The sequence below is a fragment of the Lysobacter sp. CCNWLW3 genome (genome assembly GCF_036697405.1).
Lineage (GTDB): Bacteria > Pseudomonadota > Gammaproteobacteria > Xanthomonadales > Xanthomonadaceae > Lysobacter.
Window position 1 is genome coordinate 191,447 of the sequence record NZ_JBAHWA010000005.1, and the last position, 17,761, is coordinate 209,207.

The 17,761-nt window shown below is 69.9% G+C and carries 14 protein-coding genes; 8 read left to right on the plus strand and 6 right to left on the minus strand.

What is annotated here, in order from left to right:
• Positions 1–21: 21 nt before the first annotated feature.
• The gene (locus V1318_RS11175; protein ID WP_332939742.1) at positions 22–783 is read right to left on the minus strand and encodes an SDR family oxidoreductase; all 762 of its coding nucleotides are present in this window, start codon (positions 781–783) and stop codon (positions 22–24) included.
• Between the two features lie 124 nt (positions 784–907).
• On the opposite strand from V1318_RS11175, the gene V1318_RS11180 reads away from it, so the two are divergent.
• Positions 908–1,816 (plus strand): LysR family transcriptional regulator, encoded by a 909-nt coding sequence (locus V1318_RS11180; RefSeq protein WP_332939744.1) that lies wholly within the window; start codon positions 908–910, stop codon positions 1,814–1,816.
• A 134-nt stretch (positions 1,817–1,950) separates the two neighbouring features.
• Entirely contained in the window at positions 1,951–2,367 is a 417-nt protein-coding gene (locus tag V1318_RS11185) for a VOC family protein (RefSeq protein ID WP_332939746.1), read from the plus strand.
• 51 nt (positions 2,368–2,418) lie between these two features.
• Here V1318_RS11185 and V1318_RS11190 read toward each other — a convergent pair whose 3' ends face one another.
• Positions 2,419–4,365, minus strand: a complete 1,947-nt coding sequence (locus V1318_RS11190) for a beta-propeller domain-containing protein (protein WP_332939747.1) — start codon at positions 4,363–4,365, stop codon at positions 2,419–2,421.
• A 177-nt stretch (positions 4,366–4,542) separates the two neighbouring features.
• On the opposite strand from V1318_RS11190, the gene V1318_RS11195 reads away from it, so the two are divergent.
• Positions 4,543–5,472: an alpha/beta hydrolase gene (locus V1318_RS11195; RefSeq protein WP_332939748.1), complete on the plus strand. Its 930-nt coding sequence runs from the start codon at positions 4,543–4,545 to the stop codon at positions 5,470–5,472.
• 532 nt (positions 5,473–6,004) lie between these two features.
• Here V1318_RS11195 and V1318_RS11200 read toward each other — a convergent pair.
• Positions 6,005–6,562, minus strand: a complete 558-nt coding sequence (locus tag V1318_RS11200) for a DUF3016 domain-containing protein (RefSeq protein ID WP_332939749.1) — start codon at positions 6,560–6,562, stop codon at positions 6,005–6,007.
• Between the two features lie 86 nt (positions 6,563–6,648).
• Positions 6,649–7,545 carry a LysR substrate-binding domain-containing protein gene (locus V1318_RS11205; protein WP_332939750.1) on the minus strand — a complete coding sequence of 299 codons (897 nt, stop codon included), beginning with the start codon at positions 7,543–7,545 and terminating at the stop codon, positions 6,649–6,651.
• A gap of 112 nt (positions 7,546–7,657) precedes the next feature.
• On the opposite strand from V1318_RS11205, the gene V1318_RS11210 reads away from it, so the two are divergent.
• From V1318_RS11210 to V1318_RS11225, 4 genes are all read left to right on the plus strand, one after another.
• On the plus strand, positions 7,658–8,416 hold the full coding sequence (locus V1318_RS11210) for a type 1 glutamine amidotransferase domain-containing protein (protein WP_332939751.1): 759 nt from the start codon (positions 7,658–7,660) through the stop codon (positions 8,414–8,416).
• 234 nt (positions 8,417–8,650) lie between these two features.
• A complete protein-coding gene (locus V1318_RS11215; RefSeq protein WP_332939752.1) occupies positions 8,651–9,970 on the plus strand; it encodes an amidohydrolase family protein in 1,320 nt (439 codons plus the stop codon).
• A gap of 270 nt (positions 9,971–10,240) precedes the next feature.
• Entirely contained in the window at positions 10,241–11,065 is an 825-nt protein-coding gene (locus V1318_RS11220) for an alpha/beta hydrolase (protein ID WP_332939753.1), read from the plus strand.
• An 86-nt stretch (positions 11,066–11,151) separates the two neighbouring features.
• Positions 11,152–11,655 (plus strand): hypothetical protein, encoded by a 504-nt coding sequence (locus tag V1318_RS11225; protein ID WP_332939754.1) that lies wholly within the window; start codon positions 11,152–11,154, stop codon positions 11,653–11,655.
• Between the two features lie 201 nt (positions 11,656–11,856).
• On the opposite strand, the gene V1318_RS11230 is transcribed toward V1318_RS11225, so the two are convergent.
• Both V1318_RS11230 and V1318_RS11235 read right to left on the minus strand, forming a co-directional pair.
• Positions 11,857–12,231, minus strand: a complete 375-nt coding sequence (locus V1318_RS11230; RefSeq protein WP_332939755.1) for a YciI family protein — start codon at positions 12,229–12,231, stop codon at positions 11,857–11,859.
• A gap of 208 nt (positions 12,232–12,439) precedes the next feature.
• Positions 12,440–12,817, minus strand: a complete 378-nt coding sequence (locus V1318_RS11235; protein WP_332939756.1) for a metalloregulator ArsR/SmtB family transcription factor — start codon at positions 12,815–12,817, stop codon at positions 12,440–12,442.
• Positions 12,818–13,024: 207 nt separating this feature from the next.
• Here V1318_RS11235 and V1318_RS11240 point away from each other — a divergent pair, with 207 nt between their 5' ends.
• Positions 13,025–17,758 (plus strand): PAS domain S-box protein, encoded by a 4,734-nt coding sequence (locus V1318_RS11240; RefSeq protein WP_332939757.1) that lies wholly within the window; start codon positions 13,025–13,027, stop codon positions 17,756–17,758.
• Positions 17,759–17,761: the final 3 nt, after the last annotated feature.

Consider the following 17,761-nt stretch of genomic DNA (forward strand, 5'->3'; position numbering starts at 1 on the left):
GATGGCTTAACCGCGCCCTACTTAAAGAAACATGCCGCCGGAGGCTTCGATGCGTTGCGCATTGACCCAGCGGTTGTCGGGCGACAGCAGGCTGGCGAACACGCCGCCGATGTCGTCCGGCTGGCCGACGCGGCCCAGCGCGGTCTGCGAGGCGATGTAGGCGTTGATGTCGGCGTTGTCGCGCACGGTGCCGCCGCCGAAGTCGGTTTCGATCGCGCCCGGCGCGACCGTGTTGACGGCGATGCCGCGCGGGCCGAGTTCCTTGGCCATGTACTTGGTCAGCACTTCGATCGCGCCCTTCATCGAAGCGTAGGCCGCATAGCCGGGCAGGGCGAAGCGGGTCAGGCCGGTGGAGACGTTGACGATGCGGCCGCCGTCGGCGATCAGCGGCAGCAGGCGCTGGGTGAGGAAGAACACGCCCTTGAAGTGGATGTTCACCAGTTCGTCGAACTGCGCCTCGGTGGTGTCGGCCAGCGCGGCGTGGGTGCCGATGCCGGCGTTGTTGATCAGATGGTCGAAGCGCTCGCGCTGCCAGTGCGTGGCCAGCGCCTCGCGGACCTGGCCGGCGAAGGCTTCGAAGCTGGCGCTGTCGCCGACGTCCAGGGGCAGGGCGACGGCGCGCCGGCCCAGGGCTTGGACCGCGGCGACCACGGCCTTGGCTTCGGCGCGGTTGCTGCGGTAGGTCAGGATCAGGTCGCTGCCCTGGGCGGCGAGCTTGAGGGCGGCGTTGCGGCCGAGGCCGCGGCTGGCGCCGGTGATCAGGGCGATGGTGGGCGTGGTCATGGGGCGTTCCTCGAGGCGGCTGGGGGTGTGGGCGCCACTCTATTGGCGGGCGAGATTGCGATAAATCGGCATAATCCGATTTGTCTGTTCGCCGATTACGAACAATGGCCGCCGGGAGCCCGCCATGAACCAGCTCGACGCCATGCGGGTCTTCGTCCGGGTCGCCGAACTGGCCAGCTTCACCCGCGCCGCCGACAGCCTGGGCCTACCCAAGGCCAGCGCCTCCACCGCGGTGCAGCAGCTGGAGAACCTGCTCGGCACGCGCCTGCTGCACCGGACCACGCGCAAGGTCCAGACCACCCAGGACGGGCAGGCCTACTACGAGCGCTGCAAGGACCTGCTGGGCGACATGGACGAGTTGCAGGGCATGTTCCGGCAGGCGCCGCAGGCCCTGCGCGGCCGGCTGCGGGTGGACATGCCCAGCGGCATGGCGCATACGCTGGTGATCCCGCGCCTGCCGGAGTTCCTGGCCCTGCACCCGCAACTGGAGTTGGAGCTGAGCAGCGCCGACCGCCGCGTCGACCTGGTGCGCGAGGGCTTCGACTGCGTGGTGCGGATCGGCACCCTGGGCGACAGCAGCCTGGTCGCGCGGCCGCTGGGCCAGTTCCGCGTGGCCAACTGCGCCAGTCCCGGCTATCTGCAAAGCTACGGCGTGCCGCGGACCCTGGAGGACCTGGCCGGGCATCGCCTGGTCCACTACGCGGCCAGCCTGGGCGGCCGCGCCGACGGCTGGGAGTACTGGGACGGCGCGGCTTACCGGGTGCTGCCCATGGCCGGCGTACTGACCGTCAACAACGTCGAGGCCTACCGCACCGCCTGCCTGGCCGGCCTGGGCCTGATCCAGGCCCCGCTGATCGGGCTGGGGCCTTATCTGCAGCGCGGCGAGCTGGTCGAGGTGCTGCCGCAGCTGCGCGCCGAGCCCATGCCGGTGTCGCTGCTGTACGCCCATCGCCGCAACCTGCCCCAGCGCGTGCAGGTCTTCATGCAGTGGATGGCCGAGCTGCTGCAGCCGCATCTGGACCCGCCCGGCTGAGGCGTGGCGGCCGGAAAAATAATTTCGCGCGCGCTGTCGATCACGGGCGCCCTGGTTCGTCGTCAGGTAGAGCAGGCCGGAAACGATCCCGTACTGGGCCCGCCAACCTACCTTCCATCCTCCAAGGATTCGTCATGGCCACCAAGATCTTCGTCAACCTCCCCGTCCAGGACCTGGACCGTTCCGTCGCCTTCTATACCCAGCTGGGCTACTCGTTCAACGCCAAGTTCACCGACGAGAACGCGACCTGCATGATCGTGTCCGAGGACATCTACGTGATGCTGCTGGTCAAGCCCTTCTTCCAGACCTTCATCGACAAGCCGGTCGGCGACGCCAGCAAGAACGTGCTGGCCATTCTCAGCGTCAACGCCGAGGACCGCGCCGGCGTCGACGCGCTGGTCGAGAAGGCGATCGCGGCCGGCGCCAAGTCGCCCGAGGCCAAGGACTACGGCTTCATGTACCAGCGCGGCTACGAGGACCCGGACGGCCACCAGTGGGAAGTGTTCTACATGGATCCGGATGCCGACCCGAGCGCCGCGCAGGCGGGCTGAGCCATGCCGTACGACCCTCCCCGCGAGCGGGGAGGGTTCGGCGTTCGGCGATTACTGAGAGACCGCGGCCGGGCGCCCCGGGCCGAAGTCCACCCGCCGCCGCTCGCGGACGCTGTCCGCGTCGATGCGGCCCTCGACCAGTTCGTAGCCGAGCAGGGCGAACACGCGTTCGCCGACGAAGATCGGGCGCGCGTTGCCGTACCAGTCCACGCAGCTGACCTGGCAGCCGTCGTCGACGGCGGGCGAGTTGCGCGCGTCGAGTTGGCCCATGCGGCTCAGGCGCAGGGCGCGGTTGCGCAGGTAGACGACGCTGGCCTGGCCGGGGGCTTCGTCGTCGTCCGGATCCTCGCGCAGTATCGGCAGGCCGGCGACGCCGATGCCCTCGCCGGTGGGCCGGTAGAAGAAGCCATGGGTGCGCTGGTCGGCTTGGTAGGTGTCCGGATAGACGAAGGCGCTTGCGGGTGCGGGCTTGCCGTCCAGGCGCACGCTGGTGAAATGGAGGTCGGATCCGTTCGGGCCGACCAGTAATGCGTCGCCGCCCAAGGCTTCGATGCGGCTGATGTAATGCGGCAGTCCGAACGCTTGCAGCGATGCCTGGCTGTCGGCATAGCGCAGGGCGTAGCCGGAGTGCTTGGTCGGCCGCTTGTCTGCCCAGCTCTCGCCCTCTCCATAGACCAGCCAATCGCCGATGTAGCGGTTGTACAGGCCGGCGTATTCGATGTTGATGCCGGGTAATGCGCGATACGCCGAAGCGGGTGCCTGCGCGGTCGTGTCGCCGAACGACGCCAGGGGCACGCGCAGCAGGGCGGCCTCGCCGGCTTTCAGTCCCTGCCGCCACATGCCCTGGCCGTCGTAAGTGGTACCGACCAGCACGTTCAGGTGCCCGTCGCGTTGCAGGAAGGACATCTGGTCGATCGGACTGCCGCTGGTCCGCAAGGCGCTGGGCGCGCTGCCGTCCAGGGGCATGCGGAACACCGACGACGGTTTGGGGCGGCCCGAGTCCGCCTCGGCCTGCCACGCGCTGGTCCAGACGTAGACCGCGTCCTCGGATACATAGAACTCACGAGAGTTCTGGCCAAGAACCGCGGTGGCGCGACAACTCATTTCGGTCGCGCGCAGCTCGCACACGCTGACCGTGTGCAGACTCAGGTCCAGATCGGCATCCGGGCGGTCCAGGCCGCGATAAATGCGCGTCGCCGGCAGAATGCGCTTGAAGTCGTCCGGCGTGGCCGCCGTGCGCCAATGGCGCAGTGCGGGCAACTGGGCACCCGGATCGTCCAGATCGATCGGGACGGGGGAATAAAAGATCAGGGTGCGTCCGATCAGGCGGCTGGCGTAGTTGCGCTCGGAGTAATAGTCGCCGCTGCGCAGCTGATAGGTATTGCGGTAGTGCAGACCGCCTCGGGCATCCAGTTCGAACAGGCCGATCTCGGTGCCACCGCGTTCGTAGCTGTAGCCGATCACCACCACCGTGCCTTCGGAGATCAGCATCTCGTCGATCCAGGTGTCGTCCATATCGACGCCGGGGGCATGCGCCTGGATCGTGGACACGGCCCGCAGCTCGTCGTCGCCGATGCGAACGGTGAACAAGCGGCCGCGTCGAAGGACGATCAGGTAGTCGCCCGCCTTCTTCACGATGTCGCCTTCGTCGACGCCTTCGGTCTGCACGTTGGTGATCGAGTCCGGACCAGTGGGGGCTAGGTCGCTGGCCGAGATCCGCGAACCGGTGACCTCGATCATGTCCAGCGAGGTCGATTGTCCCGACGAATCGACCGCGGACGGACTGGCGGCCATGGGCGCGGGCGGCGGCGCTTCCGCGACCGGGTGACGCAGTCGGCTGTGCGCACCCTGCTGCTGCCATTTCTTCAGCAGGGCTTGAAAGGCGGCCTCATCCTCGAATGGCTGCAGGCTGCGCCCGGCCGCCGCCGCGGGTGCCATGGCCAGGGTCCCCAGCGCCAGCGTAGCCGACAGCAGTATGGCTTTGACGATTCCGCTCATCCTCATCCCCTGTGACCCCTCGGCGCGCTGGCCGCTCGACAACCATCGTACCGGCCGATGTCGATTGCAACGAGGGGGGCGGCGAAACGGGGTCGAACCCTCACTCCTGGCACAGTCCCATGCCGGCGCGCGCTGCGATGATCGCGGCGATCTCCACCGACCAGCGAGCCCGCCGCCATGAAGACGACCTTGCCCGCAACGCCCGGATGCCTGCGCGCCCTGGCGCTAGCCGGCGCCCTCCTGCTGTCGGGCGCGCTGGCGAGCGCGCAGGCGGCCGCGGCCGAAGCCTATGCCGAGGGCTCGGTGCAGGCCGCGGACGGTATCCGGCTCCATTACGTCGACAACGGTCGCAGTGGCGATGCGCCGGTGCTGGTGTTCGTGCCCGGCTGGGGCATGGACCATACGATCTGGGACGCGCAGCTGGCGGCGTTCGGCGAGGGGCATCGGGTGCTGGCGATGGACCCGCGTTCGCAGGGCGCCTCGCAACACAGCGGCGGCGGCAATACGCCGGAGATGCGCGCGGGCGATATCGAGGCCCTGCTGGCGGCGCGCAAGCTCGACAAGGTGGTGCTGATCGGCTGGTCGCAAGGGGTGCAGGACGTGGCCGCCTATGTGGAGCGTTACGGCACCGGCCGCGTCGCCGGCCTGGTGCTGGTGGATGCGGCGGTGTCGAAAGGGGCGGCCGGCGCGGCCGCGAACCCGCAGGCGACGCAGCGCTTCCTGCAGATGATGGCGGTCTACGCGGCGCATCCGCGCGAGTACCTGCAAGGGATGATGGGCGCGATCTTCGTCCAACCCTTGGCGCCGGAGCGCCTGAAGCAGCGCGTCGAGATCGCCCTGCGCACGCCGGTGAGCACCGGCGTGGCGATGCTGGTGGCGGATATGTACGGCGTGGATCGCAGCGGCGCGCTGAAGAAGTTCGACCGGCCGACCTTGATCGTGGCGGCGGCCGGTTCGGAGGAACTGGCGGCGCAGAAGGCGGCCGCGGCGCAGGTGCCGGGGGCGAGCCTGGAGGTCATCGCCGATGCGGGGCACGGGGTGTTCGTGGATCGTCCCGAGGCGTTCAATGCGGCGCTGCGGGAGTTCTTGGAGACGCTGCGGCGCTAGGACGAGATCGCTGTTTTGAGGTGGCGTCGTCGTGGGTGGGGTGGCGCGATCGCGGCTTACGCCGCTCCCACAGAAAGCGGGGTCGGGATGGCCGGGTAGGAGCGGCGTGAGCCGCGACTCGGTGTTCGGCGTGCGTCGTCAGTTTCGCCGTGGGTGTGATTTCGCGGTCGCGGCTTGCGCCGCTCCTACAGGTAGCGATCGGAAGAGGCGCGGGTAGGGGCGAGCGAAGTTCGGGGCGCGTTGCGGTGGCGCTGTGGGAGCGGCGTAAGCCGCGATTGGACTGCGGCGATGACGCGAGTTGCGCGACGAGTGCGGGGCTTCCATCGCGGCTTACGCCGCTCCCACAGAAAGCAAAAAGCGGAGTCGGGATGGCCGGGTAGTAGCGGCGCGAGCCGCGACCCGGTGTTCGGTGTGCGTCGTCGGTTTCGTTGTGGGTGCGGTTTCGCGGTCGCGGCTTGCGCCGCTCCTACAGGGGCGGATGCGGCTGATGCCGCGCCCATGGAGGGTACGGAGCGGCGGGCGGCGGTGCGGCTCAGACGCCGGGGCGCTTGAGCTCGCGGTCCAGCCAGCGGTCGATCAGCGATTTCTCGTAGCGCAGCGGGTCGCTGTTGCTCAGGGTGTTGGCGTTGCTGAGGAAGCCCATGTCGCTGAGCTTGCGCTCGCCCTCGGCGATGACCTGGCCGTCGGCGCCGATGCGGCGGAAGTTGAGGGTGATGCGCGGTGGATAGATGTCGCGGATGAAGCGGGTGTCGTTGAAGGCGACGCCGCGCCAGGGCTCGTAGTTGCCGGCGCGGCGGATGTCGAGGATGTCGACTTCCAGGCGTTCGCCCGCGGGCAGACGTTTCTGCGCGCGCTTGCGCAGGTGCAGGGCCAGGTCTTCGACCCAGTTGCCGCGCCTGGCTTCGCTGGAATTGCCGCTGTAGCGGATCTCGGTGAACTGGGCCGGGTTCTGCCAACGCACGTCGATCGGGCCCTGTTCGGGCAGGGCGCGCGGTGCGTCGGGGTCGGTGACGTTGCGGCTCTTGGCGACGGCGCCGCCGGCCAGGCATAGCGCGAGCGCGGCGGCGATCAAGGCAGGACGGAGAATCATGGGTGGCTCCGTGGATGGCGCGCTGAGGCGACGTCTGGATTGTCCGCCTGCGTACGGGGCTCCGCAAATGTCGGCCGCGCGGCGCTTTAGCTCGCGCTCAGCGCCTCGATCAGGGCGCGCGCGGCGGCCGACAATTGCCGATGCGGCGCGTAAATCAGCGAGAACGCGCGGCTGCGGCCGCGCGATTGCGGTAGCACCTCGATCAGGCGCCCGGCGCGCAGGCGTTCGCCGACGATGAAGTCGTAGCTCTGGCAAATGCCCATGCCCTGTTCGGCCAGCGACACCATGCCCAAGGGATCGTCCGACACCCGCAGCGCTCCGGCCGGCGTCCAATCGCGGTCGCGGCCGTCCTCGCATAGCAGCCAGGGGAACACGCGTCCGCTGCTGGGCATCACGAACGACAGGCAATGATGGCGGGCGAGATCGTCGATGCTGTGCGGCAGACCCGCGCGCTGCAGGTAATCGGGCGAGGCGACCAGGCACGCCGGTGCGTCCTCCAGCTTGCGCGCGACCAGGCCGCTGTCGGGCAGATCGCCGAGGCGGATCGCCAGGTCGTAGCCTTCGGCGACCAGATCGACGTTGCGGTTGGCGATGCTCAACTCGATCCGTACCTGCGGATGCCGTTGCGCGAAGGCCTGCAAGCGCGCGGGCAGGCGATAGTGGCCGTAAGTGCTGGGCACGCTCAGCCGCACGCTGCCGGTGAGCTCGCCGCCCTGGCCCTGGATGCGGCGTTCGGCGTCGTCGATCAGCGCGAACGCGGCGCGCGATTGCTCCAGGTAGACGCGGCCGGCTTCGGTCAGGCCCAGGCGCCGGGTCGTGCGCCGCAGCAGCTGCACGCCCAGGCGGGTTTCCAGACGCGCGATCGCCCGGCTGATCGCCGAGGGCGTGGTCGCCAGCGCGGTCGCGGCGGCGGTCAGCGAACCGCGCTCGACCGCGATGGCGAAGGCCTCGACGTCGGCCAGGTGGTCGTAGTGACGGCTCATTATTGCGTTCCAAGCATGAGTAATTTGCCTGTAGGCCAGTTTATCGCCACAAACCTCAGGAATAGAGTGCCTGCACCCGGTCGATCCCCGACCCCCACCCAGGATTCCCGCCATGAGCGCTCTATTCGCCGCCGCCCTGTTCGGCCTGTCCGCCGCCGCCACCGGCGCCACCCCGCCGTCCGCGCCCAAGCCGGTGCTGATGGTGCTGACCAGCCACGGCACCAAGGGCAGCACCGGCCAGCCCACCGGCTTCTACCTGGGCGAAGTCACCCACCCGCTGGCGGTGTTCGACGCGGCCGGCATCCCGGTCGAGTTCGCCTCGATCCAGGGTGGCGAGCCGCCGGTGGACGGCCTTGAACTCGACGACGCCACCAACGCGCGCTACTGGAACGACGCCGCGTTCCGCGCTGCCATCCGCAGCACCGCGCGCCTGGACGAGGTCGACAGCCGCAAGTACTCGGCCGTGTTCTACGCCGGCGGCCACGGCGCGGTCTGGGATTTTCCGGACAGCCCGGCGGTGCAGCGCGTGACCCGCAAGATCTACGAGTCCGGCAACGTGGTGGCCGCGGTCTGCCACGGTCCGTCGGCGCTGGTGAACGTCAAGCTCAGCGACGGCAGTTACCTGGTCGCCGGCAAGCGCGTAAGCGCCTTCACCGACGACGAAGAACGCGCGGTGAAGCTGGAGCACGTGGTGCCCTTCCTGCTCGCCAGCACCTTGATCGAACGCGGCGCGCGGCACCAGGCCGCGCCGAACTGGACCAGCCAGGTCGCCGTCGACGGGCGCCTGGTTACCGGCCAGAACCCGCAGTCGGCCACCGCCACCGCCGAGGCGGTGCGCGATCTGTTGCGCAAGTCGGCGGCTGCGGACTGACGCAGGCATCGCCCCGGAAGAACGATGCGGTTCGCCTGAGGCTCAGCGCATCCGACGTCCGCGATGTCCTCTCCGGGTCATGGAGAGGACGGTCGGAGAATCGCGCGCACGATCGGATGCGATCGGGGCAGGTGCGAACGCGGGAACTGAGGCGCAGGTCATCCGAAGGCCCCGCTCCCGCGTCGCAGCAAGCCCTACACTCGTTCTCACCATATCGCTCCGGGGAGAGTTCGTATGAAGTTGCGCAACGCCGCCTTGTCCGCTGCCTTGTCCTTGGGCCTGAGTCTGGCGCCGAGCGCGCTGGCGCAGAACGCCGCGCCGCCGGCGACGGTACCGATCGCGCTCAAGGCCGCGCACCTGTTCGACGGGCGCAGCGGGCAACTGGTCTCGCCGGGCGTGGTGGTGGTGCGCGGCGATCGCATCGTCGCGGTCGGCCGCGACGCCGCGATTCCCGCCGACGCGCGCGTGATCGATCTGGGCGATGCGACCCTGCTGCCCGGCTTCATCGATGCGCACACTCACCTGGCCTCGGACCACAACGAGGATTGGGCGCAGGGCTTCTACGAGAACATGCTGCGCTTCCCCACCGAACAGGCCTTCCACGCCCAGCGCAACGCGCAGTCGGCGCTGATGGCCGGGGTGACCACCGCGCGCGAGCTGGGCGCGCCGGACTTCGTCGACATCGGCCTGCGCAATGCGATCAACGCCGGCCTGGTCCAGGGCCCGCGCCTGCTCGCCGCCGGCCATGCCCTCGGCTCCACCGGCGGCCACTGCGACAGCGTCAACGCGCCGCCGGAGCGCATCCGCCCGGCCGGCCCGCTGGAAGGCGTGTGCAACGGCGCCGAGGAATGCCGGCTGGCGGTGCGCCAGCAAATGAAGTTCGGCGCCGACGTGATCAAGATCTGCGCCTCCGGCGGCGTGCTGTCCGAATCCGACCCGGTCGACGTGCCCCAGCTCACGCCGGCCGAACTGGACGCGATCATCGGCGAGGCCCACAACTGGGGCCGCAAGGTCGCCGCCCACAGCCACGGCGACGTCGCCGCGCGGCTGGCGGTGGAAGCCGGCATCGATTCGATCGAGCACGGCAGCTTCCTGACCCCGTCCACCCTGCAGCTGATGAAGAGCAAGGGCGTCTACCTGGTGCCCACGCGCATGACCCAGCTGTGGGTGGACGAGAAGGCGGACACCTATCCGCCCAAGATCGGCGAAAAGGCGCGCGCCGCCGCCGCCGCGCACACCCAGATGTTCAAGCAGGCGCTGAAGATCGGCGTGCCGATCGCCTACGGCACCGACTCGGCGGTATTCCCGCACGGCCTCAACGCGCGCGAGTTCGGCGACTACGTCGACATGGGCATGAGCCCGGCTCAGGCGCTGATGACCAGCAGCCAGGGCTCGGCCAAGCTGCTGGGCATCGATCAGGACACCGGCACCCTGGAGGCCGGCAAGGCCGCCGACATCGTGGCCGTGCCGGGCGATGTGCTGCAGAACGTGCGCGCGACCGAGAAGCCGGTGCTGGTGATGCGCGCGGGCGTGGTGGTCAAGAGCGCCCCCTGAGCCGTAGCGCGCTGGCGTAGCATGCCCAAGCGGGCGTCGCCGCGACAAAAGAAAACCGGAGCGACGCGCGGTCCCAGTCCGCGCGCCGCCCCGGGGATCTCCCTGACGAGGAGAGCCACAGCTTGCCGGCGCGCCGTCGCAGCAGCCGAGACTGCGGATCGACCGCGGTCGCGCCAGGTCGCGGCATCGGCGGACGGCTGCGTCGTCCAGGCCGCGCCCGCACCGCCATTGCAGTCCCGACCCCACCCCCACCGACCCGGGAGCAAGACCATGAGCATGCTCACCACCCAAGACGGCACCCAGATCTACTACAAGGACTGGGGCAGCGGCCCCGTCGTCGTCCTCAGCCACGGCTGGCCGCTCAACGCCGACAGCTGGGAAGCGCAGATGCTGTTCCTGGCCGACAACGGCTACCGCGTGATCGCCCACGATCGCCGCGGCCACGGCCGTTCCAGCCAGCCCTGGCAAGGCAACGACATGGACCACTACGCCGACGATCTGGCCGCGTTGCTGGACCATCTCGACGTCAAGGACGCCTCGCTGTTCGGCTTCTCCACCGGCGGCGGCGAAGTCGCCCGCTACGTCGGCCGCCACGGCACCGCACGCGTGGCCAAGCTCGGCCTGATCTCGGCGGTGCCGCCGCTGATGCTCAAGACCGATGCCAATCCCGGCGGCCTGCCGATCGAAGTCTTCGACGGCATCCGCCAGGCCTCGCTGGCCGATCGTTCGCAGCTGTACCGGGACCTCGCCAGCGGCCCGTTCTTCGGCTACAACCGGCCCGGCGCGAAAAAGTCGCAGGGTGCGATCGATGCGTTCTGGCTGCAGGGCATGATGGCCGGGCACAAGAACGCCTACGACTGCATCGCCGCGTTCTCGGCCACCGATTTCAGCGAAGACCTGAAGAAGTTCGACAAGCCGACCCTGGTGTTGCACGGCGACGACGACCAGATCGTGCCGGTGGACGCCGCCGCGCGCGCCTCGGCCAAGCTGATCCCCCACGCCAAGCTGGTGATCTACCCCGGCGCGCCGCACGGCATCACCGACACCCACAAGGAAAAGCTGGGCGCCGACATGCTGGCGTTCCTGAAGTCCTGAGCTTGAAGCCCTGATCCACCCGCGCCGCCGGCCGCGCCGGCGGCGCGGGCGTCGTTCCCATCCGCCCAGCCATCGCGAGGTGAACCATGTTCGGCATCACGCCCTTCGGCATGTTCCATACCGTCGTCAGCCTCATCGCTCTGTTCGCCGGCCTGATCGCCCTGATCCGCTACCGCGAGATCGGCTACGACCGGCTGATCGGCAAGGTCTACGTGTGGTTCACCATCGGCAGCTGCGTCACCGGCTTCTTCATCTTCCGCCACGGCGGCTTCGGCAAGCCGCATGCGCTGGGCGTGATCACCCTGGTGGTGTTGTTCTCGGCGCTGGCCGCCGACCGCAAGGCGGTCTTCGGCCGGTTGTCGCGCTACGTGGCGGTGATCGGTTATTCGCTGACGGTGTTCTTCCACCTGATCCCCGGCTTCACCGAAACCGCCACCCGCATCCCCGAGGGCCGGCCGCTGGTGTCGGGCCCGGACGCGCCGGAACTGCAGGCCGCGGTCGGCGCGGCCTTCCTGGTGTTCCTGGCGGTGGCGCTGCTGCAGGCGCTGCGGATCCGCCGCCAGCGCGCGCCGCTGCCGCAAGCGGCCTGATCGGCATGTTCATGGCTGCCGCAAAGCCCCGATCACCGACGCCTCCCGGGATTCGGGAGCGCCGGGGCATGAGCGTGGATGCGTTGCCGGCGATGGCGGCCTGTCGCTGAACCGGCCGGCGGCGCGATACGCGCGCCGGCGCGGTGGTCGAGGAACACCCAGCGGCGGCCGTCGCGGCGGCCGCTGGCTACGGGGCCGGGCTCAGGCGCCGACGGCGAGCCGGACTGCGTCGAGGTCGCGCACCGGACGCACCTCGATGCAGCCGGAGTTGGCCCAGGGGAACTGCGCGGCGATGCGCAGGGCCTCGTCCATGTTCTCGGCTTCGATCAGGTTGAAGCCGCCCAGGTATTCCTTGGTCTCGGCGAAGGGGCCGTCGGTGACCGTGGCGCGGCCGTTGCGCACGCGCAGCGATTTGGCGGTGGCCGGGGCTTCGAGCTGTTGCGAATCGAGCAGAAAACCCTGATCGCGCAACTCGTCGGCGTGGATCAGGCAGTCGCGCATCATGCTCTTGGCCTCGTCGGCGGGCACGCCGCCGAGCAGGCTGTCGTCGTTGTAGATCATCACCAGAAACTTCATTCGGGGTCTCGGATCGGGGGCGGACCCGCGCAATGTGCGGCCAGTCGTCCGATGCCGCAAGTCGCCATGTCGCTGGCGTGGCTGCGGACGAAGGACCTTGTCCCGGGAGACGCATTCCGATGGCCCGCAACGGTTATGTCGGCCCGGACGGTGGCGCCCGTCGCGGCGTCGAGCACGCCGCGGTCGCGGGCGGCGAGGGCAGCGGCGTTTACGCGGGGCGGCGTTTGCGTGGCCTGGGTTTGGCGGTGGGCGGTGCCGCTTCGATCGGACCGTCGAGGTGGGCGCCGGGACGGCCGTGTTCGCGCTCGCCGGCCTGGCGGCGCTCGCCCAGCCAACGATAGGCGGCGTTCAGGCCCTCGCGGTCGAGTTCGCAGCTGCGCACGCGGCCGCTCTTGCGCGAACGCACCAGGCCGCCGTCCTCCAGCACCTGCAGGTGCTGCATCACCGCCGCCAGCGACATCGCCAGCGGTCGCGCGAGCTCGCCGACGCTGGCGGCGCCGGCGCCGAGGCGCTCCAGCATCGCGCGCCGGCTGGGGTCGGCGAGGGCGTGGAAGACCCGGTCCAGGTCCGAAGCAGGGCTGCGCATGCGTCCGAGTGTGGGTCCGGCCGCTCGATTGTCAAGCAATCGCTTAAGTATTGCGGGCGATCCGCACGCGTCCGGGACGGCGCCGGCGCGACTGTGCCGGACGCGGACAGTGGCGCCGGCGGGGCGGGCGGTGTCGATTCCGCGCAGTCCCACTCGGAATCTCCACGGGGCCTCTGTTAACGTCCTTCGGTCCGAACCTGGGAGGGGATGCCCATCCGTCGTCTGCGTAGCCCTGCTCGACTGGCCCTGCTGGTGCTGCTGCTGGGACTGGCCGGCGCGGTGATGGTGGGGCTGCGCCAGCAATCCGGGAACCAGGAGCGCAGCCAGCAACTGCTGGACAGCATGGCCGAGCGCGCCATGGGCGATCTGAAGACGCGCTTCCAGACCTACGAATACGGTCTGCGCGGCGCGCGCGGCGCGGTCCTGGGCGCCGGCGGCACCATCAACCGCGAGCGCTTCCGCCGCTACATGCAGTCGCGCGAGCTCGCGCGCGAGTTCCCCGGCGCACGCGGCTTCGGCTACATCGCGCGCGTGCCCGCCGGCCGCGAGGCCGCGTTCCTGAGTGGTCTGCGCGCCGAGGGCCTGCGCGACATCAAGGTCCGCCAGCTCGCGCCGCACAAGGGCGAGAAATTCCTGATCAAGTACATCGAGCCCGAGGCGCCCAATCGCGCCGCCCTGGGCCTGGACATCGCCTCCGAGCGCAAGCGCCGCGAGGCCGCGCTGGCCTCGCTCAAGAGCGGGCAGCCGACCCTGACCGGACCGATCACCCTGGTCCAGGCCCTGGGCAATCCCAATCGCAGCATGCTGTTCCTGCTGCCGGTGTACCCGAACGGGCAGCCGACGCAGCCCGCCCAGACCGCGGCGGCGGTGGGCTGGGTGTACGCGCCGCTGGTCACCGACGACATCCTGGCCGACTTCGGCCAGACCCACGCCGAATACGGTTTCGTCCTCACCGACATCACCGACCCGGCCCACGCCGAACGCATCTACGCCTCCGCCAACATCGGCGACGCCATCGACGAGGCGCGCTCGCGCACGCGCGCCTTCGCCCTGTTCGGCCGCCAGTGGCGCATGGACATCGAGGCCCAGCCGGCGACGATCGCCGCCCTCGACCTGCCGCAGCCCTGGCGCGCGGCCGCCTCGATCGCCGCCCTGGGCGCATTGCTGGCGGTGCTGCTGTATCTGTTCATGAGCTCGAACGAACGCAAGCAGCGTTCGATCGCGCAGAGCGCGCGCCTGGCCGCGATCGTCGAAAGCTCGCACGACGCCATCGTCGGCACCTCATCCGACGGCCGGGTGACCGAGTGGAACCGCGCCGCCCAGGAGATGTTCGGCTATCCGCCGGACGAGGCCATCGGCCGCTCGCTGGTGGAGCTGGTGGTGCCCTTCGAGCGCATCCGCGAGGACGGCCAGATCCTGCAGCGCGCGCTGGCCGGCGAGGAAGTGGTGGCGGTGGAAACCATCCGCCGCCACCGCAACGGGTCGCCGCTGTACGTGGAGATTTCCGCCGCGCCGATCCGCAGCGGCAGCGGGCGCGTGGTCGGCGTGGCCTCGACCCTGCGCGACATCGCCGAGCGCAAGGAGGCCCAGGCCGAGATCCTGCAGCTCAACGCCACCCTGGAGCACCAGGTCGAGGAGCGCACCGCCCAGCTGCAGGCCTATTCGGCGCTGCAGCGCGCGATCCTGGCCAACGCCGGTTACGCCATCATCGCCTCCGACCCGGAAGGCAAGATCACCCTGTTCAACCCCGCCGCCGAGGCGATCCTGGGCTATTCGGCCGAGGAAGTGCTGGGCATCGAAACCCCGGCGCTGTTCCACGACCCGATCGAGATGGCCGAGCGCGCGCATGCGCTGCAGATGGAGCTGGGCCGGCGCATCGATCCGGGCTTCGAAGTGTTCGTGGCCAAGGCCCGCATCGAGCCCGATTCCAACGAGTGGACCTACATCACCAAGGGCGGCGACCGCATCCCGGTGCTGCTCAACGTCAGCGCCCTGCGCAAGAGCGACGGCGAGGTGGTGGGTTACCTGGGCATCGCCGTCGATCTGCGCGAGCGCAAGCGCCGCGAGGCCGCGCTGGAGACCAACGAACGCAAGCTGCGCGGCCTGTTCGAGCTGTCGCCGCTGGGCATCGCGCTGACCGACGAAAGCGGCCGCTTCGTCGAGTTCAACGAGGAGTTCCGCGCCCTGACCGGCTACAGCGATCAGGAACTGCGCGCGCTGGACCAGGGCAAGCTCACGCCCAAGGAGTACGAGCTGCAGGAGAAGGCGATCCAGCGCACCCTGCACAGCAGCGGCCGCTACGGCCCGTACGAGAAGCAGTTCGTGCGCAAGGACGGCGCGCGCGTGCCGGTGCGCCTGAACGGCGTGGCCCTGCGCATCGACGGCAAGCCCTACACCTGGTCGATCGCCGAGGACATCACCGTGCAGCGCGCCGCCGAGGCGGCGATGGTGGACGCGGTGGCGGCGGCGGAGGCGGCCAGCAAGGCCAAGAGCGATTTCCTGGCCAACATGAGCCACGAGATCCGCACGCCCATGAACGCGATCCTGGGCATGCTGCAACTGCTGCAGAAGACCAGCCTGGACCTGCGCCAGCTCGATTACGCCAACAAGACCGAGACCGCCGCCAAGACCCTGCTGGGCATCCTCAACGACATCCTCGACTTCTCCAAGATCGAGGCCGGCCGCCAGACCCTGGAATCGCACGAGTTCGAACTCGAGCAGGTGCTGCGCGACATCTCGGTGATCCTCAGCGCCAACGTCGGCGACAAGGACATCGAGATCGTGTTCGACATCGACGAGCGCGTGCCGCAGCGCGTGGTCGGCGATTCGCTGCGCCTGCAGCAGGTGCTGATCAACCTGGTCGGCAACGCCGTCAAGTTCACCCACTACGGCGAAGTGGTGCTGCTGGTGCGCGTGGCCGCGCGCGAGGAAGGCCGGGTGTCGCTGGGCTTCGAGGTGCGCGACAGCGGCATCGGCATCGCCGAGGACAAGTTGGCGGCGATCTTCGAGGGCTTCTCGCAGGCCGAGGCTTCGACCACCCGCCGCTTCGGCGGCACCGGCCTGGGCCTGGCGATCAGCCAGCGCCTGGTGCGCCTGATGGGCGGTGAGCTGGGCGTGGAAAGCGAGCGCGGCCGCGGCAGCCGCTTCTTCTTCGAGATCGCCCTGGACCTGCCCAGCGATCCCTCCGCGGCGATGACCGGCCCGCCCGAGCGCCTGCGCGAACTGCGCGCGCTGGTGGTGGACGACAACGACAGCGCGCGCAATGCGATCCTGGCGATGGTGCAGTCGATCGGCTGGAAGGCCGATGCCGCGCGCAGCGGCGAGGAAGCGCTGGAGTTCGTCGAACGCGCCGCCAGCGCGGGCCCGCCCTACGAAGTGATCTTCCTGGATTGGCGCATGCCGGGGCTGGACGGTTGGGAAACCGGCCGCCGCATCCGCGACCTGATCGGCGGCAGCCAGGCGCCGCTGATCGTGATGGTCACCGCGCACGGCCGCGAGATGCTGGTCGAGCGCCTGGGCCGCGAGCAGGCGGTGCTGGACGGCTTCCTGATGAAGCCGGTGACGGTGGCGATGCTGATCGACGCGGTCGCCGACGCGCGTTCCGGCCAGGGCCTGCCCTTGCCGCTGCCCGAACCGGCGCCGCTGCAGGCCTCGCGCAACCGCCTGGCCGGGATGTCGCTGCTGGTGGTGGAGGACAATCCGACCAACCAGCAGGTGGTGACCGACCTGCTCGAAAGCGAGGGCGCGCGCGTGGCGGTGGCCGGCGGCGGCGCCAAGGCGCTGCAGATGCTCGGCGGCCAGGGCGGCAAGTACCACGTGGTGCTGATGGACATCCAGATGCCCGACATGGACGGCTACACCGCGACCCGGCGCATCCGCGGCAACCTGGGTCTGAACAAGCTGCCGATCATCGCCATGACCGCGAACGTGCTGCCGTCGGATCGCGAGGCCTGCCTGGCGGCGGGCATGAACGACCATCTCGGCAAGCCCTTCGATCTGGACACCCTGGTCGAGCGCCTGCTGCATTGGACCGGGCGCGGCGCGAACGCGGCGGCCAACGATGCGAGCGCGGCCGCGCCGGCCAGCGCACGCCCGAATCCGCCGGCGATGTCCGCAAGTCCCACGGCCGTGCCGGTGCCGGCGCCCGCAGCGCAGGCCGAGGCCGCACAAGCGGTCGCGACGCAAGCCGTCGCGATGCAGGCCGCGGCCAGCCAGGCCGCCGCCGCGCAAGTCGCCGCGGTGCCCAGCGTCGCGCCGCCGGTCGCGCCAACGCCGCCCGTCGAGGCGTCCTCCGCCGAGCCCGCGAACGCCGAGCCCGCGAACGAAGAGCCCGCGAACGAAGAGCCGAGGAACGCCGAGCCCGCGGTGCTGGATTGGGAAGCCGCCCTGGCCCGTTTCGGCGGCAAGCGCCGGGTCTACGCCGACGTGCTGCGCGGCTTCCCCGACGGCGGCACCCAGATCATGGGCGAACTCGCCACCGCGCTGCGCTCCAAGCAGCGCGAGGACGCGGCGCGCCAGTTGCACACCCTCAAGGGCGTGGCCGCCACGGTCGGCGCGATGCGCCTGGCGCAGCTGGCCGAGCTGCAGGAGAAGGCGATCGTCGGCGCTGGCGAGGACTGGCTGCGCGCGCTGCAGCTCGGCGCCCTGCGCAACGGCCTCCAGGAAGCCGCGGCGGCCACGCGCGAGCGCCTGCAAGCGCTCAGCGCGGACGAACCGCCGCCGCCCGCCGACGACGCGCCGGTGCCGCAGCGTTCGCTGCAGCGCCTGCGCGAACTGCTGGAGGCGTCCAACCTGGGCGCGCTGGACGTATTCCACTCTGTGGAGGCGGGCCTGGCCCGTCACCACCCGGGCGAGCATCGGCAGATCGCCGAAGCCCTGACCCGGTTCGACTTCGCGGCTGCGGCCGTCGTATGCGGCCGCTTGCTGGCCCGATCGGAATGACAA